At 72.5% G+C, this 19,528-nt stretch carries 17 protein-coding genes and 2 pseudogenes; 6 read left to right on the top strand and 13 right to left on the bottom strand.

From position 1 onward, the window contains the following. Window positions 1-402 precede the first annotated feature (402 nt). Window positions 403-1,050 (bottom strand): TetR/AcrR family transcriptional regulator C-terminal domain-containing protein, encoded by a 648-nt coding sequence (locus ABZ495_RS35195; protein WP_359839998.1) that lies wholly within the window; start codon window positions 1,048-1,050, stop codon window positions 403-405. Window positions 1,051-1,130: 80 nt separating this feature from the next. Between ABZ495_RS35195 and ABZ495_RS35190 the strand changes: the two genes are divergently transcribed. Further along, window positions 1,131-1,571 carry an ester cyclase gene (locus ABZ495_RS35190; RefSeq protein WP_359839996.1) on the top strand — a complete coding sequence of 147 codons (441 nt, stop codon included), beginning with the start codon at window positions 1,131-1,133 and terminating at the stop codon, window positions 1,569-1,571. 99 nt (window positions 1,572-1,670) lie between these two features. Here the strand turns inward: ABZ495_RS35190 and ABZ495_RS35185 are convergent. The 3 genes and pseudogenes from ABZ495_RS35185 to ABZ495_RS35175 all read right to left on the bottom strand — a co-directional run. Further along, window positions 1,671-1,814 (bottom strand): annotated as a pseudogene (locus tag ABZ495_RS35185) (IS5/IS1182 family transposase); the annotation flags it as partial. 332 nt (window positions 1,815-2,146) lie between these two features. After that, window positions 2,147-2,665 carry a DinB family protein gene (locus tag ABZ495_RS35180; RefSeq protein ID WP_359839994.1) on the bottom strand — a complete coding sequence of 173 codons (519 nt, stop codon included), beginning with the start codon at window positions 2,663-2,665 and terminating at the stop codon, window positions 2,147-2,149. A gap of 106 nt (window positions 2,666-2,771) precedes the next feature. Further along, window positions 2,772-3,043 (bottom strand): annotated as a pseudogene (locus ABZ495_RS35175) (helix-turn-helix domain-containing protein); the annotation flags it as partial. 1,427 nt (window positions 3,044-4,470) lie between these two features. Here ABZ495_RS35175 and ABZ495_RS35170 point away from each other — a divergent pair. Both ABZ495_RS35170 and ABZ495_RS35165 read left to right on the top strand, forming a co-directional pair. Beyond that, window positions 4,471-4,581: a hypothetical protein gene (locus tag ABZ495_RS35170; protein WP_359839992.1), complete on the top strand. Its 111-nt coding sequence runs from the start codon at window positions 4,471-4,473 to the stop codon at window positions 4,579-4,581. Between the two features lie 306 nt (window positions 4,582-4,887). Next, window positions 4,888-5,319: a hypothetical protein gene (locus ABZ495_RS35165; protein WP_359839990.1), complete on the top strand. Its 432-nt coding sequence runs from the start codon at window positions 4,888-4,890 to the stop codon at window positions 5,317-5,319. 311 nt (window positions 5,320-5,630) lie between these two features. On the opposite strand, the gene ABZ495_RS35160 is transcribed toward ABZ495_RS35165, so the two are convergent. Continuing rightward, a complete protein-coding gene (locus ABZ495_RS35160; protein WP_359839988.1) occupies window positions 5,631-5,954 on the bottom strand; it encodes a hypothetical protein in 324 nt (107 codons plus the stop codon). On the opposite strand from ABZ495_RS35160, the gene ABZ495_RS35155 reads away from it, so the two are divergent. Next, window positions 5,938-6,087, top strand: a complete 150-nt coding sequence (locus tag ABZ495_RS35155) for an LAETG motif-containing sortase-dependent surface protein (RefSeq protein ID WP_359839986.1) — start codon at window positions 5,938-5,940, stop codon at window positions 6,085-6,087. The two genes, ABZ495_RS35160 and ABZ495_RS35155, sit on opposite strands and share 17 nt — an antisense overlap. A 474-nt stretch (window positions 6,088-6,561) precedes the next feature. On the opposite strand, the gene ABZ495_RS35150 is transcribed toward ABZ495_RS35155, so the two are convergent. From ABZ495_RS35150 to ABZ495_RS35115, 8 genes are all read right to left on the bottom strand, one after another. Further along, window positions 6,562-7,434 (bottom strand): hypothetical protein, encoded by an 873-nt coding sequence (locus ABZ495_RS35150; RefSeq protein WP_359839984.1) that lies wholly within the window; start codon window positions 7,432-7,434, stop codon window positions 6,562-6,564. A gap of 400 nt (window positions 7,435-7,834) precedes the next feature. Further along, complete coding sequence (locus ABZ495_RS35145; RefSeq protein WP_359811699.1) at window positions 7,835-8,188, bottom strand: STAS domain-containing protein; 354 nt, start codon at window positions 8,186-8,188, stop codon at window positions 7,835-7,837. Between the two features lie 81 nt (window positions 8,189-8,269). After that, window positions 8,270-9,916: a fused response regulator/phosphatase gene (locus tag ABZ495_RS35140; RefSeq protein WP_359839982.1), complete on the bottom strand. Its 1,647-nt coding sequence runs from the start codon at window positions 9,914-9,916 to the stop codon at window positions 8,270-8,272. After that, window positions 9,913-11,679, bottom strand: a complete 1,767-nt coding sequence (locus tag ABZ495_RS35135) for an ATP-binding protein (RefSeq protein WP_359839980.1) — start codon at window positions 11,677-11,679, stop codon at window positions 9,913-9,915. Before ABZ495_RS35135 ends, ABZ495_RS35140 begins: the two co-directional genes overlap by 4 nt. Before the next feature lie 32 nt (window positions 11,680-11,711). Continuing rightward, entirely contained in the window at window positions 11,712-12,917 is a 1,206-nt protein-coding gene (locus tag ABZ495_RS35130; RefSeq protein ID WP_359839979.1) for an ATP-binding SpoIIE family protein phosphatase, read from the bottom strand. Beyond that, window positions 12,905-13,288: an ATP-binding protein gene (locus ABZ495_RS35125; RefSeq protein WP_359811710.1), complete on the bottom strand. Its 384-nt coding sequence runs from the start codon at window positions 13,286-13,288 to the stop codon at window positions 12,905-12,907. The genes ABZ495_RS35130 and ABZ495_RS35125 overlap by 13 nt, the downstream gene beginning before the upstream one ends. 38 nt (window positions 13,289-13,326) lie before the next feature. Continuing rightward, window positions 13,327-13,707 carry an STAS domain-containing protein gene (locus tag ABZ495_RS35120; protein ID WP_359811688.1) on the bottom strand — a complete coding sequence of 127 codons (381 nt, stop codon included), beginning with the start codon at window positions 13,705-13,707 and terminating at the stop codon, window positions 13,327-13,329. After that, on the bottom strand, window positions 13,704-14,564 hold the full coding sequence (locus ABZ495_RS35115) for an STAS domain-containing protein (protein WP_359839977.1): 861 nt from the start codon (window positions 14,562-14,564) through the stop codon (window positions 13,704-13,706). The genes ABZ495_RS35120 and ABZ495_RS35115 overlap by 4 nt, the downstream gene beginning before the upstream one ends. Window positions 14,565-14,849: 285 nt before the next feature. Here ABZ495_RS35115 and ABZ495_RS35110 point away from each other — a divergent pair, with 285 nt between their 5' ends. Together ABZ495_RS35110 and ABZ495_RS35105 are read left to right on the top strand one after the other, a co-directional pair. Further along, on the top strand, window positions 14,850-19,025 hold the full coding sequence (locus tag ABZ495_RS35110; protein WP_359839975.1) for a SpoIIE family protein phosphatase: 4,176 nt from the start codon (window positions 14,850-14,852) through the stop codon (window positions 19,023-19,025). Continuing rightward, window positions 19,025-19,339: an STAS domain-containing protein gene (locus tag ABZ495_RS35105; protein ID WP_359839973.1), complete on the top strand. Its 315-nt coding sequence runs from the start codon at window positions 19,025-19,027 to the stop codon at window positions 19,337-19,339. Before ABZ495_RS35110 ends, ABZ495_RS35105 begins: the two co-directional genes overlap by 1 nt. The last annotated feature ends 189 nt before the right edge of the window (window positions 19,340-19,528 follow it).

Here is a 19,528-nt window from a genome sequence, read left to right as displayed (position 1 = left end):
AGGTCCGCGAGGGCTTCGAGGCCGGTGTGACCCTGGGGTCGTTCAACGACATCAAGGTCGAGGACATCGTCGCCGGGATGTCCCGGTTCCACCCCGCCGGCCCCCGGCGCAGCGCGGGCGACCCTCAGGAACGGGCGTGGCGCGGGCGGCGGTCCCCGGCTCGGCGCGCCGGTCGGGGGCCGGCCCCTCGGTGGTTACCGGGGGGTGCGAACGCGGTCACGAGGGCAGCGACGATGAGCGGCACGACCAGCAGCACCATGGCAGTGGACATGTGCACCTCCGGGAGAGGAGTCGGGCAGGTGACGTCCGTCTGCCCGACTCGTCCGGGGTCATGCCGACGGCCACCCGTCCGGACGAGAACCCCGTTCCCCGGGGCGCCCCAGGGCCGACGGTCGCGGCCGCTCAACGGCGCTCGTCGGCTCCTACCGGCAGGCCGGTCAGCAGGGCGTCCAGCGCGAGGTCGAAGCGCGCCTGGTGGTCGGCGGGGGTCCCGAGGCCGCCGGCCACCGCGGCCGCCAGGACCGGGAACCGCGCCGCGTCCACGTCGACATCGGTCGGCTCGTCCTCGTGCCCTGGCGTGGCGGCGGCCTCCGCGAGGCAGTGCCCCAGCACCAGGGTGCTCACCGCGTTGACGATGCGCAGCGCTCGGACCGGCGGGATCCCCGCGCGGCCGAGGGCGGCTGCGGCGTCCTCCGCCGCGCACAGTGCGGCCGAGGAGCGCACCGGCCGGGTGGCGACCAGGGCGATCACCCCGGGATGGAGCAGCAGTTCGGCCCGGAGGGCGACGGCGAACTCCCGCAACCGCTGCGGCCACTGGTCGGCGGGGCCCTCGAAGGACGGCCGGACGGCGGAGAGCACCAGCTCCACCAGGCCGTCGAGCAGGGCGGCCTTGTTGGGGACGTAGTGGTACAGCGTCATGGCCTCGACGCCGAGCTCGGCACCCAGCCGGCGCATGGACAGCTTCTCGACACCCTCCCGGCCCGCCGCTTCCAGTGCGGTGCGCAGCACCCTGTCGCGGGTGAGTCCCACCCGCCTGCCGGTCGTCGCCATCGGCCCTCCTTGACATTCTTACGCCGTAAGGACAGGGTATCCCCAGATCGATCCTTACATCGTAAGAGAGAGCCGGGAACATGCCCTCCGCCCTGACCGTGGAACAGAACAAGAAGCTCGTCCGGGAGTTCTTCGACGCACTCAACGAGGTGCGGATCGGGGACTTGGGGGACTATCTTGCGGCCGACGTGGTCGACCACAACAAGATCATCCACGGCGAGCCCGATGAGCCGGGCGCGGCCTTCGCGGCCATCGAGACCCAGCTCACCGCTCTCGCCCCGTACCGCGCCCGGGTCGACGCGCTGATCGCCGAGGGCGACTCGGTCGTCGCCCGGATCACCCAGACCGGCGTCAGCTCCGGAAGCCATCCGCGAATGCCCAGCCCCACCGGCCGCGGCTTCGAGAACGAGGCGATCTTCGTCTTCACCCTCACCCACGGCCGGATCAGCGAGATCCGCGGCGTCTCCGACCGGCTCGGCCTCTTCCTGCAGCTCGGCTGGGACTGGCCCACCGCGGACTGAGGGGGCCGATCCGCCGGGCGGTACGGCACCCGACGTGGCGCGGGGCGACGCGTCGATCGGGCCTCGTGCTGGTGGGGCCGGGGCGGAGAAGAATCCCGCCAGGTCCCGCAGCTCGTGCTCGGGGGGTCGGCCGAACGCGAGGGCCCGTTCGGTTCGAGCCTGGCGCCAGGCGGTCAGGGTGGGCTCGACCAGGGCCCACCGGGCGTCGGACAGGTCGCTCGGATACGGTCGACGAACCGTCATGCTGACGGCGCACTGCGGGATTGCCGATAGGCCCAGAGGCCGCGGAACTCGCGAGACAGTGATGCTTCCAGCCCGTGGGAATTGGACTTCAAGCAGATCCTGACCAGGCGTCCGACCATCTATGGGTGCCGAAGACTCCATCGGTAGGTTGCGGCCTTGTCCGAGTAGATCGGGGTGGCGTTGCCGCCAGCGTCCCCATTGCGGCAGGCACACCGCCGGCGAACGCCTGCGCGCGGTCGTCGCCTGGGCAAACGTTGCCTGATGCGGCAGCACGGCAGCCACGTAGGCGGTCGCACGGGAAGTCGGCGGGGCCGACTTCCCGTGCGCGGGTGTCACTCGCCGGTGGCGCCGTCGGTGAGTTCGCGGACGATGTCGAGGTGGCCCGCGTGGCGGGCGTACTCCTGGAGGACGTGGAACAGGATCCAGCCCAGGGTGGGGCGCTCGGTGCCGTCGTCGGGGAAGCGGCCGCCGGCTGCGGCCACGGCGGACAGGGGCGTTCCCGAGGCGACGGCCCGGGTGTACTCGCCACCGGCATGCAGGGCGGTGAGGAGGTCGGCGGCACTCTCCTGCGGGGTGACGTGCCAGCGGTCCTCCGGACCGCGGTCGCCCCAGGGGGCCGGGACCGTCTCGGCGCGGAATCCCCATCGCAGCCAGCGCTGCTCCATGTGGACGAGGTGCTTGAGGAGTTCGAGCATCGTCCAGCCGGAGGGAAGGCGGCTGGTGCGCAGCTCCTCGTCGGACAGTCCCTCGATCTTGGCTCCGATCACGGAGCGGTAGTAGTCGAGGTAGTCCAGCAGCAGGGTGCCGGGGTCGGAGAGTCGCGTGCTGGGCTCGGACAGGGGGGTGATCATGGCGTCGAGTCTGCCACGGCGTGTCACATCACGTGCCTTGCGCCGCCGTCCTTGCGGACCTGGGAAGCGAGAGAAAGGATCGTGAGGACGAAGGCCGCCATCGTGTGCGCAGGCCCTCGTGGCTGACGTCGTCGACCACGCCCTCGGCGACCAGGAACTCGGCCAGCTCGGCCAGGCTCCAGGTTGAGAAGGGCAGGCCGTGTTCGGCCTGCTTGGATTTGGCGGCCTCTCTGATCCCCCGACACTCGGGCAGGGTGAAGGTCCTGGGCCGGCCGCCCTCATATTTAGGCGGAGCGAGTCGAAGCCGTCCGTGGTGAAGTTGTGGATCGCGTCGCGGACCCGGTCCGCGCCGGTGAACGTCACCTCGGCGATATAGCTTGCGCCGGTTCCGGAGGCAGACCCCTTTGAGCCGCTACAGCATCGACACCGAACAGCGTGTGTTGACACGGTGCTCGGCCAGCGCCTGCACGCGCTCGCGTTCCTCGAGCACGGCACCCGGCGCCCGCACATCGCCGGCGTCCCCGCCCACCCCACGCGGTACCGGGCGGTGCAACAGGCCCGGAACACGGCCGGCGACCCCGGCAGGCGCACGGAGTCCCTGCGCTTCCAGCCGCGTGACCGCGGCGACACGTACGGGCAGACCTTCGACGCCGTCTTCGAGGCCGAGGAGATGGAGATCCTCTATGCCCCTGGCCTGGAGCTGGACGATCCCGGCTTCCACCACAGCGTGCTCACTGACTTCCGCGAGCGGCTCACCCATGACGACCGCGCCGACCGCCTCCTGGATCTGGCGCTCGCGCGCCTGAAGGAGGCCGGACTCGTGGCCGAGCGCACCACGCAGCGCACCGACTCCACCCACGTGCTGGCCGCGGTGCGCGACCTGACCCGGCTGGAACTGGTCACCGAGGCGGTCCGTGCCGCACGGGAGGAAGTGGCCCGCACGGCCGGGCCCTTGCTGGTCGGCCTGGTCGACGAGGACTGGGGACGCCGCTACGGCCGTCCGGTCCGTCTCGGGAAGAACCCCACGCGGCCCAAGACCAGGATCCTCGCCGCAGGCGACAACGCCCATCGGCTACTGGGACACCTCCACCGGCAGGGCCAGGCTATCGGCCCGACCCACAGGCCCGAGGCCCTGCGGCAGATCGTCGTGCAGAACTACTACCGCGACGCGGTAGGCCGCCTGTGTTGGCGCACCGCCGAGGAGGGAGGACTATCGCCCTCCTCAGTGGCGGTCGTCTCCCCTACGACATCACGGCGCGCTACGTGCGGCACGGGCACATCATCCGCTGGAAGGGGGTTCGCCGCCCATCTCACCAAGACGTGCGCCGCCGGCAGTGTCAACGTGATCACGGATGTGGCCACCAACGACGGCCAGGCCCTGCCCGGCATCCGCACCCGCCTGGCGCGTCGCGGGCTGCTGCCCGCCGAGCACCTGGTCGACGCCGGTTACACCTCCCTGGTCCACCTGGAGCGAGCCGCCCGCGAACACCAGGTCACCGTCACCGGGCCGCTACCGGGCAACCCCACCCGCCAGCACCGCAAGAACGAGGGCTTCGACCGGGACGACTTCGACATCGACTTCGACCTCCGACAAGTCACCTGCCCCCAAGGGCAGGTCAGCCAGGGCTGGAACGGTCCCTATCCGACCTCCTCACCCACCGCGGCACCCCTGATCGTGGCGCGGTTCACCAAGGGCCAGTGCCAGCCGTGCCCGGACCGCCCCCGCTGCACCAACTCCCGCGAGGGTGCCCGGAACGTGGGCTTTCCCCGAGGGCACCATCAAGGAGTTCGCCCATCGACACGGCATGCGCCATTGCCGCTACCGCGGCCAGTCCAAGGCCGACGTGCAACATGTACTCACGGCCATCGCCGTGAACATCGAGTTGTCTAACCTCGCTGGTCACTCGACCTGCTGATCTGCGGTTCTTCCTGGGACAGCGAAGGTGCCCGTTGTCCACGCTTCGAGATGTCGAGTCACGAAGAAGCCGGAGAACGGCCACTGCCTAGGAGTCTCCCCAAGCAGCACCGAGCCGTCGCCACCCGCTACGACGAACGCTGTTACGTCTACCTCGGCACAGCCACTGTGGCAGCCCTCACCGTCTGGCTCCGAGGATGACCGGCCGGACAAGTCCTGGGCGGCGGACTCCGCGTACGAAGGATCCCCGACGGTTCCGGGTCCCAAATCGATTGCCTCGGGACCCGGCACGGTGTGACATGTGGGTATGAGCAGAATGGCGCAGGTCATCGTGTTGGCGCGGTACGAGGACGAGGTGATGGAGCCGCTGACGCGGCCGGACGAGGCTCGCACCTGGCATGGCTGCTTCGTGCAGATTCCCTGGTTTGTAGGGGGTTGGCACATCGAGTTCGAGCGGTGGAACCGGCGCCGCGGGGTACTCAGGGACCTGGAGTCCCTGCCGTGGAACGAGCCCGCCTGCGTGCAGGTCATGCTCCACGACGAGGACGACGACCTGTTCGGTCTGTGGATGTTCAGCGACGGGGTCCTCGTCGAGGTGGGCATCCCCGGCACCCAGCGGGTGCACACTGCTGCCCCGCTATGGGAAGCGGACCCTGGCTTCCTGGTGCGGACCGGCCTGGGCAGGGGCGAGGACCGGCACTCACCGGAGCACGTACAAGACCCGCGGTCGTGCTGGTGACCCGGCCCCGACCGGGGCCGGGCAGGTACTGAGCTTGGCGTTCAACCTCGCTGGTCACCCGACCTGCTGATCTGCGGTTCATTCCGGGACAGGAGAGGCGGCCGTTCGCCACGCTTCGAGATGTCGAGTCAGGAAGCACGAGAGAACGGACGCCGTCCATGAGTCTTCCCGTCGAGGCGCCCGTAGGTGACGCGTTGGGCATCTTGTTCCGCTTTCGGGTTGAGTTCTACGAGTGTCTGTACAAGCAAGCGGATGTGCTCTTCGAGTCGGCCAGATCGATCTGTACAGCAACGACAAGAAGTACGACGGTGTCAGCGCGCCGCTGCCGACATACCCAATGCGGTCTTCCCCCCGGCCCTGATCACGGCGGGGAACGGCGGCAAGCCGTGCAAGCCGACCCCGCCGACCAGCCCCAGCCCCACCGCCACCGCCACCGCCACGGTCAAGCCGTCGACCTCGCAGTCACCCACTGCCACGGGCACCCCGACCACCAGCGCCGGCCCATCGGCCTCGATCTCGCCGTCTGCTGAACCGACCACCTCGGCGAGCCCCAGTACAGCCTCCTCGGCCCCACTGCCGACTGCCACCGACGCGGGGCCGGTCGGTAACCCGACCGTCGTGCCGGTCTCCACCACGCTGTCCGAGAGCCTTGCCACCACCGGTGGCAACACCTCTCAGACCATCGCCATCTCGGCCGGTGGCGCCGCCCTGCTCGCACTGGGCGGCGGCGCGGTGCTCCTCAGCCGCCGCCACACCCGCCGCAGCTGACCGTCCGCCTGCTCGGGGTGGCCGGATCGGGCGTGCAGCCGCAGGCCCGGTGTCCGCAGGAGTCTTCGCTGGTGGATGGGCGGGGTGCGGGGGGCCAGGACCCCGGACAGCCGACGTGGTACGGGCAGTTGACCGACGTCGGCGGCCCGCACGGGCGCCGACGGCCCGAGCCGCTTGAGGAGGGCCCGGCGGGTGGGCTCGTGGCCGCGAGCGAGGGCCGGGAGCCCACGGCTGACCTCGCTCTCGTCGAGCCTGCCTCGGTGGGTGTCGTCGGCAGATCGATGATCCACCGGCCTCGCACCGAGGTCTCGCCGCGCTCGACGCGGACCGTCAGGACCGCGGAGACCTCGGTGCGAGGGGGAGCTTCGCACCGCGTGTGCGGCCCAGGCGGGCCGGCGGTGGACTTCGCCGTGCGTCGCCCCCGCCCGCAGGCCCCCGGTGCCACAACGCTCCAGCCGACCCGCACCCCGTCGCTCAGGCCGGGCCGGCCGGCTCCTGACGCACCGGCTCGTCCGCCGTCGTGAGACGGGCGACCCAGCCATCGGGGTCCAGGAGCTCCCGGCGGTCCGGGACCAGCGTCGGATCGGCCCGAAGGCGGAGCAGCAGGTCGGTGACGCCGCACTCCACCGCCTTCCGTACGCAGTCCTCGCCGCGGTCATACACTGCCAGACCCCGGTTCGGTCCCCACAGCAGACGCAGGAGGCGGCCGGCCTTCCGTTCCTCGACGTAGTCGGCCGCGAGCAGTTCCCTGGTCGTGAATCGTGCGTGGCCCTCCAGTACGGCGCTCAGGCTCCGGAACTCCTCGACGGCGGCGCGCGTGGCCCGATGGACCAGGTGCGCGGCCCGCAGGTCCATACTCAGCGACGGCCCCCACAGTGCGAACTGCGCCTGGTGGACGAGCTGGTGGGCGAGGACCGACCGGAGGGCGTCCCGGCTCACCGTCCCGGCACTCCGCCGGAGCAGTGCCGGGACCAGCAGGATCGTGGAGCCGCCGTCGGTCCCCGGGACCGCCCGACTGGACGGCAGACAGCCGAACTTCCGGTTTCCGCCGGAGTACGAGCCGTCGGCGCGGCGGAGGTCCGCCTCCAGCCGCAGCCGACGCGCCTGGTCCGGGATCGCGTAGAGCAGGTCGCTCGCGAGCAAGGCCTCGTTGACCCGCCGCTCGTGCGCCTCGTGCGCCAGGGCATAGGCGTCCGGGTTGAGCAGCCGGACGTGGATCTCGGGCCCGAGTCCGAGGCCCGTTCGCCTCCCCACCCGCTCGGCCAGCCCAGCCGTCACCGCCCGCACCTCGTCGGCGACGGCGTCCCAGCGCCGCCCGGCCTCCTGTGTGACGACGATCTCGACCACGCCTCCCCCTTCCGACCGCCGAGGCGCCCTCGCGGTCCACCCACATCTGCGGCGAGCACTCTAGCGGCAATCTTGTCCCGCTCATGCGCCGGCTGTCCCCGGCTCGGTGCCCCCTGGTACACCGGTCCGGTCCCGGGGCGGGACCCGCGCGAATCATCCGGGCGCGTGTCCGGGAGCGCCTCTACGATCGTCGGGTTCGCCCGCCGGCAGTCCGCTGTCGTCAGGCCGGACCGTTGTCGAGACAGAGCCGGGGGTGCGGCCCTGGGGTGGCGATGGCGCAGGACGACCAGCACGGGGGCCCGAGACCGCAGACACGCCCGAGGCCGTGCCGCCATCGGACGAGGCCCCGGGGAAGGATGCGGCGCACCAGTGGACCCCGCCGGCCCCGCGGCCGGCCCGGTCAGCCGCAGGCCGCGACGGCCTGGTCCACGCTCTCGTAGAGGCCGAAGATCCGGTCGATACCGGTGATCTGGAGGATCTGCGTCAGGTCCCGGCCCGCGCCCGCGACGGCGAACGGCGCCGAGGCCGCGGTGGCGCGCTGGTAGCCGGAGATCAGCGCCGAGACCCCGATCGAGTCGCAGAACGACAGGCCCCCGACGTCCAGGACCAGCGGGACGGCGGCGGCCAGCGGCAGCCCTTCCACCATCCGGCTCAGCCGCGGAGCCGTGTGGTAGTCGAGCTCCCCGGTGACGGTGAGGACCGTCGCCCCCGACGGATGGGTGTGAACGGCCATGGCCAACGCGAAGTCGGGCACCGTAACTCCTGGAAGGACTGGAACGGGAACCGGGAACGCCCGTGCGGTACGCACCGGCTCGGATCGGCTCGTGCGGGACGGTCAGTGGATTCTCGCTGCGAGAAGGGCGATGTCGTCCGTCTTCGCCTTGCCGAAGTCGTCCAACAACTGGTCGCACAGCTCATCGAGCCCCTGCCCGGCGGCGGACACCGCACGCCCGAGGGCGGCGAGACTCTCGTCGAGATCCTCACCGGGCACCTCCACGAGACCGTCGGTGAGCAGCAGCAACGTGGAACCGGCCGGAACGGCGTGGGAGACGGCCGGCGGGTGCGGCAGGTTCAGACCCAGCAGGATCCCGTGCTCGGTGAGGTACCGGGTGGATCCGTCGGGAAGGCGCAGCAGCGGCGGCAGGTGGCCGGCGTTGGCGATGTGGACTTGCCGTCCGCCGGGTTCCACCAGCACCAGGCAGACCGTGGCGGTCATCGTCGGCCGCAGGCGCACGAGCAGCGCGTCCAGCCGCTCCAGCAGGGTCCGCGGGTCGTGCCCCTCGATCGCGTAGGCCCGCAGCGCGTGGCGCAGCTCGCCCATGACCATCGCAGCCTTGAGGGAGTGCCCGGCCACGTCGCCGATCGCCAGCAGCAGGCCGGCCGGGGTCTCGATCGCCTCGTAGAAGTCGCCGCCGATCTCCGTGTGGTCGGCGGCGGGCTTGTAACGGACGGCGAGGTCCACCCCGGCGACCTCGGGCAGCCGGTCGGGCAGGAAGGTGCGCTGCAGGGTGAGGACGAGCGCGTGCTCCTCACTACGGGCGCGCATCGCCTCCAGCGCCAACGCGCAGGCCTGACCGAGCTGGGAGAAGAGCCCGCGGTCGTCGGGGCCGGTGGTCGCGGGCGCGTCCACCACGAGCGCGACCGGCGGCCGGCCGTGCTTGGTCCGGGTCAGGAGCACCGCGACCTCCCCGGGCAGGAGCTCGGTGAGTCCGGCGTCCAGACGCGCGGCCAGGGCGTGCCAGTCGGCGCGGGACAGGACGGCGGTCTCGGCGCCCGTCGCGTCGCCGAGCGCGTGGTCCGTCAACCGGTCCAGGAGCCCCGCGTCCGCCGTGCTCAGGCGGGGGGCGGTGGTGGCGCCGTCCGGGGCGGGCCGGTCGACGACTGCCACCTGCAGGGCTTGCTCGTCCGGGCTGAGGGCGAGGGCAACGGCAGGCGAGGACATCAGGGTGGCCGTGCCGGCGGCCGCTCGCGCCGTGAAGGCCTCCGCGCCGCTCACCCCGTGGACGGCGAGCGTGGTGCGGTTGAGGATCGCCACCCGGGCGGCCAGCCGCTCGGCGCGACGGCGGGCGCGGGCGTAGCGCAGCGCCGCCGTGACGGTCGCCAGCAGCTCGGACGGGGCTATCGGCTCGGTGAGGTAGGCGTCCGCGCCGCGGTGCAGGCCCTGGGCGCGGTCGTCGACCTCGATGGCGGTGGCCGAGATGTGGATGACCGGGACGGACGCGGTCCTGGGGTCCGCCTTGATCCGTTCGCAGACCTCGAACCCGCTCATGTCCGGCAACCGAACGTCGACCACGGCGAGTTCGGGCAGGTCCTGGTCACCGGCCGCCGCGAGCAGGGCGAGGCCCTCGGTGCCGTCCGCGGCCTCCACCACCGTGTGGCCGCCGCGCACCAGCCAGCTCCGGACGAGGTAGCGGTTGATGTCGTTGTCGTCCAGGACCAGGATGGTGGCGGCCGCGCCGTCGGCGGCGGGACCGGCGCTCACCGGACGCTCCGTCCATCGGCGACCGGCCCACCGGGGTGGTCACCGGGGTGGTTGCCTCGGGCGGGCGCCGCGAAGGCGGCGGCCAGCTGGTGGGACCTCAAGGTGGCCTTCTCCAGGACGGCGCGGGCGTGGACCAGCCGGTCGTGCTCCAGACCGGCCGTGCTCGCGGAGGTGATCACGACGACGGGGACGGCGCACAGCTCGGCGTCCGCCGCCAGCTCCGCCAGGACCTGGTACCCGTCCAGGTCCGGCATGTGCAGGTCGAGCAGGACGGCGTCCGGGCGCTCGCGCCGGACAGTCTCCACGGCCCGGCCGCCCTCGGAGACCTCGACGATCCGCTCGGCCAGTTCACCGAGCAGCGGGCGGACGCTCGCCCGGTAGGCCTCGTCGTCGTCGACGCTGACCAGTACCGCCACACGGGCCGGCGGGTCTTCGACCGGCGGTCCCGGCACCGGCAGCCGCACCACGACACGCGTTCCCTCGCCCGGGCCGCTGGTGAGCGTCAGGGTGCCGCCGAGGAGCTCGGTCAGACGGCGGGCGTAGGGCAGGCCGAGGCCGGTGCCGGAGCGGCCCCGCTGGTGCGCGCCGCGCACCTGGTAGAACTCCTCGAAGACGCGTTCCTGTTGTTCCTGCGGGATCCCGACGCCGGTGTCCGCGACGGTGAGGACCAGTTCCTCGCCCTCCGGACCCTCCCGCAGCGCCACGTCCAGCGTGACGCTGCCCCGTTCGGTGAACTTCAGCGCGTTGGACAGCAGGTTGCGAAGGACCCGGGTGAGCATCACCTCGTCGCTGACGAACGCCGGTACCGTCGTCGGGTCGGCGATGGCGAGCGTCACACCCTCACCGGCGCGCACGCCCAGGGTGCCCCGCAGTTCGGCGAGCAGGGCCCGCAGATCCACCCGGGCCCAGACGGGCTCCAGCCGCCCCGACTCCGCCTTCGCGACGTCCAATAGCTCGTCCACCAGCGTCAACAGAGTGCTCCCGGACGCCGAGATGAGCCCGATCTGCTCACGCTGATCCTCCTCCAGACGCCCCGCGCCGCTGGCCAGCAACAGCCCGGCCAGCCCGACCACGGAATTGACGGGCGTACGCAGTTCATGGCTGACGTTCGCCCAGAACCTGGTCTTCGCCTCACTGGCCACCCGGAGCTGACGCGACTTCTCCTCCAATTCCCCGTACAGGGCCACCACCCCGCGATTGGTCTCCTCCAACTCCTGCGACAACTCGGAGTAGAGCGCCACCACCCCGCGATTGGTCTCCCCCAGCTCCTCGTTCAGCCGCTGCAACTCCTCACGCTGGGCACGGGACTCCCCCAACGCCGCGATGAGGTCCCTGGTCTGCGCCCGCGCGTCCTCCGCCGCCGACGACCCGCCATGCGCGCCGAGCACCTCACGTGCCCCTTCCATCAGACCGGCCAGCGACTCACCGGACGCGAGGAGCGGCTGCTCGACGACCAGACACTCCGCCGCCGGCCCCTCCCCCCGCCGGACCTGGACGAGGCGGGCGACAGCACCGAGCGCCTCCGGGCTCGGACCCGGGCCGCCCTGCCAGCGCATCGTCACCTGCAACGCCGCCGCAACCCCGCCCGTCACGGCGAACTCCACCGTCAACGCGGTCGCGGTCAGCAGGTCACGCCCCAACTCACTGAGCGCGGTGGCCAGCCTGACCTGGTCCTGGTTCTCGATACCGAACACCCCGGCGACCGCCCGGCCACAGCGCCGCAACGCGAAGGTGTCCTGCTCGGTGGCGACCGAGATGGTCATCAGATGGACGGTACCCGTACCGCCCGGCAAGCTCACCACGCTCCCTTCGCCACGAGCACACCCGCGTCATCCCGACGCACGCCCGCCTCACGCAGCAGCTGGCCCGCCGCCACCAGCGGGATGTGTCCGAGCAGTCCGGGCAGGTCCGCCGGTCGCCACCGTTCGGTCAGCCCGTCCGAATGCATGATCACCGCGCTGCCGGGCGGCAGGTCCTGCTCGATCGTCCGCAGGGACGGCAGGTGGTGGCCGACGATTCCGGGCGCCGAGGGCAGCGAACGCCGGCCGCCGGTCGCCGGATCGAGGACGAAGGTACTGACGTTCCCGACCCCGCAGAACACCACCCGCCCCGCCGACGGCCCGATCAACGCCACCGCGACCGCGCCACCACGACCCGCGCTCAACGCACGGTGGATGTCCGCGAGCACGGCGTCCGGCCTGGTCGCCCGCGAGGCGTGGAAGGCGTCGACCGCCGCCCGGGAGGCCCGGGCCGCCAGCGGCCCGTGTCCGAGGCCGTCGCAGAACATCAGGAGCAGGGCGTCGGAATCCGGGGCGGCGCCCCTCTCCTCGCGCACGGGCGCCGTTCGCGGCGCCGCGGGGGCGTCGAGGCCGGCCAGGGCCGCCCAGCTCAGGGGGACGCGGGAGGCCGCGCCGCCACGCGGGGCCGGGTCGGTACCGGCCACCCCCGGGCCGTCCCCCGCCGCCGCCAGGGACCGCGCCGCCCACGCGTCCCCACAGACCTCCTCACCACTGATCGCCCTCGTCAACCCCGCCACCACCGGCTCACCCGCCAGCCGGGCCGCCGCCGCGGCCTCCCTCGTCCAGAACCGGGCCGCCAGCACGGTCCCCCGCCCGGGCAACGAATGCACGTCGAAGGTATCGGCCAACCGGGAGATCGCACCCAGCCCGATCCCCAGCGTGCTCGCGGACGACACCCCGTCGGTCAGCGCACGCGAGACGTCCGCCATCCCAGGCCCCGCGTCGACGGCCACGAATTCCAGACCGGCGTCCGTCGCGGTACGCACCACCCTCAACAGCAGCGCACCGTCGACGGCGTGGCGGCACAGGTTGGTCGCCGCCTCGCTCACCGCGAGCGCGACCTCGGCCGCCCGCTGGTCACCGAGGCCGATCCGGCGCGCCAGCGCGGCAGCGGCCCCGCGCGCCGCCGCCGGCATGGAATCCTCGTCCCGGAACCAGGCGACGTCCTCGGTCCCCAGCAACACCGCACTCACCGGGCCCACTTGATCACCGACACCAGCGTGCCGCGGCCGACCTCGGTGTCCAGGACGAAGTCGTCGACCAGACGCCGTGCGCCGCTCAGACCCAGACCCAGCCCGCTGCCCGAGGTCCAGCCGTCGGTCAGCGCGAGGTCCACGTCGGCGATGCCCGGCCCGTTGTCCTCGAAGACCGCCGCCACACCCAGACGCATGTCCCGCCGGACCAGCCCGGTCCGCATCACCCCACCCCCGCCGTAGACCAGGGTGTTACGGGCCAACTCACTCGCGGCGGTCACCAGCTTCGTCTGGTCGACCAGGGAGAGCTTGCAACGCTGGGCCAGCGAGCGGACCAACTGCCGGGCCCGCACCACGTCGTCATTCGACCGGACCGGAATACACTCCTGCTCACCCTCGGGCGTAGGCGCGAGACCGCTCACGACCGGACCGAACCGCGGTCGCCCGCCGACCGGCCCAGCATCGCCAGGCCCTTCTCCAGACTGAGCGCGGTACGCACGCCCCCCAGCGAGAGCCCGAGCTCGACCAGGGTGATCGCGACGGCGGGCCGCATGCCCACCACGACGGTCTCGGCGTCCAGCATGCGGGAGATCGCGGCGGTGGTGGCGAGCATCCGGCCGACGAACGAGTCGACGATCTCCACCGCGGTGATGTCGATCACCACCCCGCTCGCACCGGTCGCCACGATCCGTGCGGCCAGGTCGTCCTGGAGGTCCAACACGGTCTGGTCCTCCAGATCCACCTGGATGGACACCAGCAGCACATCGCCGATCTTCAGAACAGGTACGCGCTCGGTCACGGCCGGCCACCAGCCGTCATCGGGTCGACACCACCACGGCGCAGCGCGTGCTTGAGCGCGTCGGCGAGCGTCGCCTTGGTGACGATGTCCCCGAACTGGATGCCCAGCGCGACGATGGTCTGCGCGATCTGCGGGCGGATGCCGGAGATGGTGCACTCGGCGCCCATCAGCCGCGCGGCCACCACCGTCTTGAGCAAGTGCTGGGCGACCTCGGTGTCCACCGCCGGCACCCCGGTGATGTCGATGATCGCCTGCTCCGAACCCGTGTCCACGAGCGTCTGGAGCAGCTTCTCCATCACCACCTGAGTGCGGACCGAGTCGAGCGTGCCGACCAGCGGCACCGCCACCACACCGTCCCACAGCTTCACCACGGGGGTGGAGAGCTCCAGGAGCTGCTCCGACTGCGCGCTGATCAGCTCCTCACGGGTCCGCGCGTACACCTCCATCGTGAACAACGCCAGCGCGTCCATCAACTGTGACAGTTGCAGGTAGACGGTGATGTCCTGCGCCGAACTGTCCGTCGTCGGCGCCAGGATGGCCTTGAACGCGAGGACGCTGGTCGCGGTCTCGGTGGTGGTGAAACCCTGACGGGCCCGGTTACGCGACAGCTCGGTGAGCAGCGCGCGCACCTCCGCGAAGTCCTCGCCCTGCCAGTCGAAACCCCCCTGGCGCAGGCCCTCCACCAGGGCCGTGAACAGCTCCTGCAACTCGCGGTCGAGTTCGGCCTCACTGATCCGCCCCCGCAGCGTCCGCGACACCGCGTCCACCCAGGCCGAACCCAGCGCCTTCCGCTGCTCCGTCAAGAGCTCCACCAAACGCACCGACATTGCCTTATCCGCCACTTGGGCACTCTCCATCGATCATGCCCGACCTCACGGGCTGTCCCGCACCCGTATGCCACGGACGCGGCGGGCCAAACCTGCGTCTTCGCGCACGGGTCCGGCTCCCTCCCGCGTGGCGGGGGCGGCGCCCGCGGCGCTGTCATCGGACGACTCGGAACGCCCGTCCGGGGCAGACGGGGGCGTCGTGGCTCCTACGATGGGGCCGGGTGCCCCGACACGGACGGGGCGACGGTCGGAGCCGGTGGCGAGAGGTGCGGATGGTCGCCGGTGCGAACCGTACGAAAGGAGAGGACGCGTCGGATGGGCCAGCCCGAAGGAGTCGAGTACGGGGCGACGGCGGGTGCCGGTGTCGACATCTTCGAAGGCGACCGCGAGGTCGGGCGCGATCTCGCGGCGGTGGACTGGACGGCGACGCCGCTGGGCGCGCCGACCGGCTGGCCGCAGAGCCTGCGCACGGCCGTGAGCATCCTGCTCTCCTCCCGGTTCCCGATGTGGATGGCCTGGGGCGAGGACCTGACGTTCTTCTGCAACGCCGCCTACCGGCGCGACACCCTCGGCCGGAAGTACCCCTGGGCGCTGGGCCGGCCGGCGAGCGAGGTGTGGGCGGAGATCTGGGACGACATCGGCCCGCGGATCGGGACCGTGCTGACCACGGGCCGGGCGACCTGGGACGAGGCGCTGCTGCTGTTCGTGGAGCGTTCCGGATATCCCGAGGAGAGCTACCACACCTTCTCCTACAGTCCCCTGCGCGACGACGGCGGCCTCGTGAGCGGCGTGTTGTGCGTGGTCAGCGAGGAGACCGACCGGGTCATCGGCGAGCGGCGGATGGCGACCCTGCGGGACCTCGGCTCGGACCTCAGCGTGGTGCGCACCGAGGAGGAGACGCTGGCCTTCAGTACCCGCCAGCTCGCCGCCAACCCTCATGACCTGCCGTTCGTCCTGACCTACCTGGCGTCGCCCGACGGGTCCGCCCGTCTGGCCGCCGCGACCGGCCTGCCCGCCGGGCACCCCGCCGCCCCGGCGCTCCTGCCCCCGGGCGGCACACCCGGGGTGTGGCCGTCGGCGCGGGCGGCGCAGGCCGAACCGGTGGTCGTCGCCCTCGACGGTCCCGCGTTCGCGGACCTTCCCACCTTCGGCCGGCCGGCTCCGCCCACCCATGCCCTGGTCGTCCCGCTGCTGCGGCGGGGCGACGCGCCCTACGGCTTCCTGGTGGCGGCGCTCAACCGCTACCGGGCAGCGGACGAGGGCTACCGGGGATTCGTCGAGCTGGCCGCCGGCCACGTCGCGGCAGGGGTCGCCGGCGCCCGCGAGTACCAGGCCCAGCAGCAGCGCGCCGACGAACTCGCGGCACTCGACCGGGCCAAGACCGCCTTCTTCTCCAACGTCAGCCACGAGTTCCGCACCCCCCTGACCTTGATCATGGGCCCGCTCGAAGAGCTTCGGACCAGGCTGGCCGACGCCGATCCGCGCACGAGGGAGGAACTGGACGTCATCCACCGCAACGGGCTGCGGCTGGGCAGGCTCGTCAACACCCTGCTCGACTTCTCCCGCATCGAGGCCGGCCACCTGCGGGCCAGCTACGAACCGGTCGAGCTGGCCGCGACCACCGCGGAGCTGGCCAGCGTCTTCCGCTCCGCCGTCGACAAGGCCGGCCTGGCCTTCACGATGGACTGCCCACCGCTGGCGGAGCCCGTCCACATCGACCGGGACATGTGGGAGAAGGTCGTCCTCAACCTGCTCAGCAACGCCCTCAAGTTCACCTTCGAGGGCTCGATCGGCGTCGCCGTGCACCGTGAGGACGACCACGCGGTCGTCACCATCACCGACACCGGCGTCGGGGTTCCCGCCGCCGAGCTGCCGCGCCTCTTCCAACGGTTCCACCGGATCGAGAACACCCGCGCGCGCTCCCACGAGGGCAGCGGCATCGGACTCGCCCTGGTCCAGGAACTCGTCCAGGCCCACGGTGGCACCATCACCGCCCGCAGTCGGGAGGGCGAGGGCACGGCCTTCACCGTCCGCCTGCCGTTCGGCCACGCCCACCTCCCCCAGGACGCCCTCGCCCCCGCGCCCGCGGCGCCCGCCCGCGCGTCGGCCGCGGCCGACCCCTACCTGGAGGAGGCGCTGCGCTGGCTCCCCGGGAACGACCGGGCCGACCCCTCCCGGTCCACCGAGGTGCCGGACGGCGCCGCGCCCCTCGGCGGGCGGTCGGCCCAGCCCCGCGCCCGGGTCCTGATCGCCGACGACAACGCCGACATGCGCGAGTACCTCAGCCGGCTCCTCACCGGCCCCGGCTACCTGGTCCGGGCCGTCGCCGACGGCCTGGCAGCGCTGGAGGCGGTCCGGGCCGAGGCCCCCGACCTCGTCGTCAGCGACGTCATGATGCCCGGCCTCGACGGTGTGCGGCTCGTGGCCGCGCTGCGCGCCGACCCGCGGACCGCCGCCGTCCCCGTCATCCTGCTCTCGGCCCGCGCCGGACAGGAGGCCTCCATCGAGGGCCTCGACGCCGGCGCCGACGACTACCTGGTCAAACCCTTCGCCGCCGCGGAACTGCTCGCCCGGGTCCGCGCCACCATCGACATGACACGGCTGCGCAACCGCCACGCGCGCTGGCGCACAGCCCTGGTCGACTCCCTCCAGGAGGGGTTCTTCGTCTGCGACGAGCACGGCGACGTCATCGAGGTCAACGCCGCGTTCACCGCCATCCTCGGCCACGGGCCCGAAGGCCTGCCCTACCGGTACCCCCAGCCGTGGTGGCCCGAGCGCGACGCCGACCCCGACGCCCACCGGCTGGTGGCCGACGCCCTCGCCGAACTGACCGGCCGGGAGCACGGCACCTGCACCATCCCGGCCACCCACCGCGACGGCCGTCAGGTGTGGGTGGCAGCCGCCTTCAACCGCGTCCAGGAGCCGGAGAGCGGGCGCCGCGTCATCGTCGGCACCGTCCGTGACGTCACCTCGGAGCACCACGCGGCGCAACGGGCGACGGCCCTGGCCTCGCTCGGCACGCGCCTCGCGGAAGCCGCCACCCTGCCCGACGCCATGGCCGCGGCCATGGCCGAGCTGCGACGGGTCTGGCGGGCCGACACCGTCCTCGCCGTGCTGTTCCCGCCCGACGGGGCCCCGGTGCTGACCGCCACCGACCCGGAACAGCGCTGGGACGACCTGCCGGCCGAGCGGCGCGAGACCCTCACCGCCCTGGGCACGCGCCCCGCCCTCACCCCGGTCACCGACCGGGCCGACGGCTCCGGCATCGTCCTCGAACACCCGCGCGGCACGCTCCTCCTGTGGATCGACCGCGAAGGGCAGCGACCCTTCACCGAGCAGGACCGGCTCCTGCTCTCCCAACTGGCCGGCCGCCTGGCCCAGGGACTGGCCCGAGTGTACCGGATCGACCAGCAGCGCGAGACCGCGATAACCCTGCAACGCGCCATCCTCGGCCCCTCCCACCTGCCCGGCGGCTTCGCCGTACGCTACGAGCCCGCCACCCGCCCCCTGGAGGTCGGAGGCGACTGGTACGACATCGTGGCCCTCCCCGACGGCCGCACCGGCATCGTGGTCGGGGACTGCGTCGGGCGCGGGCTCACCGCGGCCACCGTCATGGGCCAACTCCGAAGCGCCTGCCGCGCCCTGCTCCTCCAGGACCCCTCACCCGCCCGCACCCTCGCGGCCCTGGACCGCTTCGCGGCCGACATCCCCGGGGCGATGTGCACCACCGTCTTCTGCGGAGTGCTCGACCCCGCCGACGGCCACCTCGTCTACTCCAGTGCCGGCCACCCTCCCGGCGTCCTCACCCACCCCGACGGGACCACCGTCCTCCTCCAGGACGGCAACGCGCTGCCCCTCGCCGTCCGGACCGGTGCGGACCGGCCCGAAGTCCGGTGCACCATGCCGCCGCGCTCCACCCTGCTGCTCTACACCGACGGTCTCGTGGAACGCCGCCGCCGCCCCCTGAGCGAAGGCGTCGACCGGGCCGGAACCATCCTGCGGGAAGGGCGCGCGCTGCCGGTCGACGAGCTCGCCGCCCGCCTCATGGCCGCGCTCGCCCCCGCCGACGGGTACGACGACGACGTGGCCATCCTGCTCCACCGCCACCCCGCCCCGCTGGAGCTGACCTTCCCCGCGGAGTCCGGGCAGCTCGCCCCCGTCCGGAACAGCCTCCGCGGCTGGTTGAACCGGTGCGGGCTGCCCGCGCCCACCGTGCAGAGCGTCCTGGTCGCGGCCGGCGAAGCGTGCGCCAACGCCATCGAACACGGTCACCGTGACGCGCCGGGTGCCCGGATCCGCCTGTCCGCCGTCGCCACGGCCGCCGAGCTGCGCCTGACCGTCGCGGACACCGGCCACTGGAAGATCCCCGGACACCGGGCCGACACCGACCGCGGTCGCGGCGTCGCCCTGATGAACGCCCTCATGCAGCAGGTCACCATCACCCCCGGCAGCGGCGGCACCACCGTCGACATGCAGCTAAGGATCGCCTGATGACCACCGCGCTCGTCCTCACCCCCGGCCACGGCCCAGGCGGCTTCCCCGTGCTGCGGGCGGCCGGCGAGATCGACCTGGCCAACGCCCACGAACTCGCCGCGGCCATTGACCGGATCCCCGAGTCCGACACGCCCCTGACCGTCGACGTCAGCGCCGTCGAGTACCTCGACAGCGCCGGCCTCACCGTCCTCTTCGCGCGTGCCCACCGGATCCGGCTGATCACGAACCCGCTCCTGAGCCCGCTGCTCACCGTCTCGGGCCTGAGCCAACTCGTCTCGGTCCGCGAGGTCATCGACCCGCCGCCGAACTGAGAGCTCCCGACGCGCGGGGCCGTGCCGTGACGGGGGATGTGCCGCGCGCGGCTCCGCACCGGGCGCCGGCCCCGACGCGCCCCGCCGAACGCGCCGAACGCGCCGAACGCGCCGAACGCGCCGAACTCCCGGGCGGTCGCCACCTGGTGGGCCTGCCGGGCAACCCGCTGGCCGCGGTGGCCGGCGCCG

Origin of the sequence: Kitasatospora sp. NPDC005748 (assembly GCF_040630735.1) — a bacterium.
Taxonomy (GTDB): Bacteria; Actinomycetota; Actinomycetes; order Streptomycetales; family Streptomycetaceae; genus Kitasatospora.
Note: the sequence above shows the minus strand (reverse complement) of the source record. Positions and strands in the feature narration are given on the sequence as shown.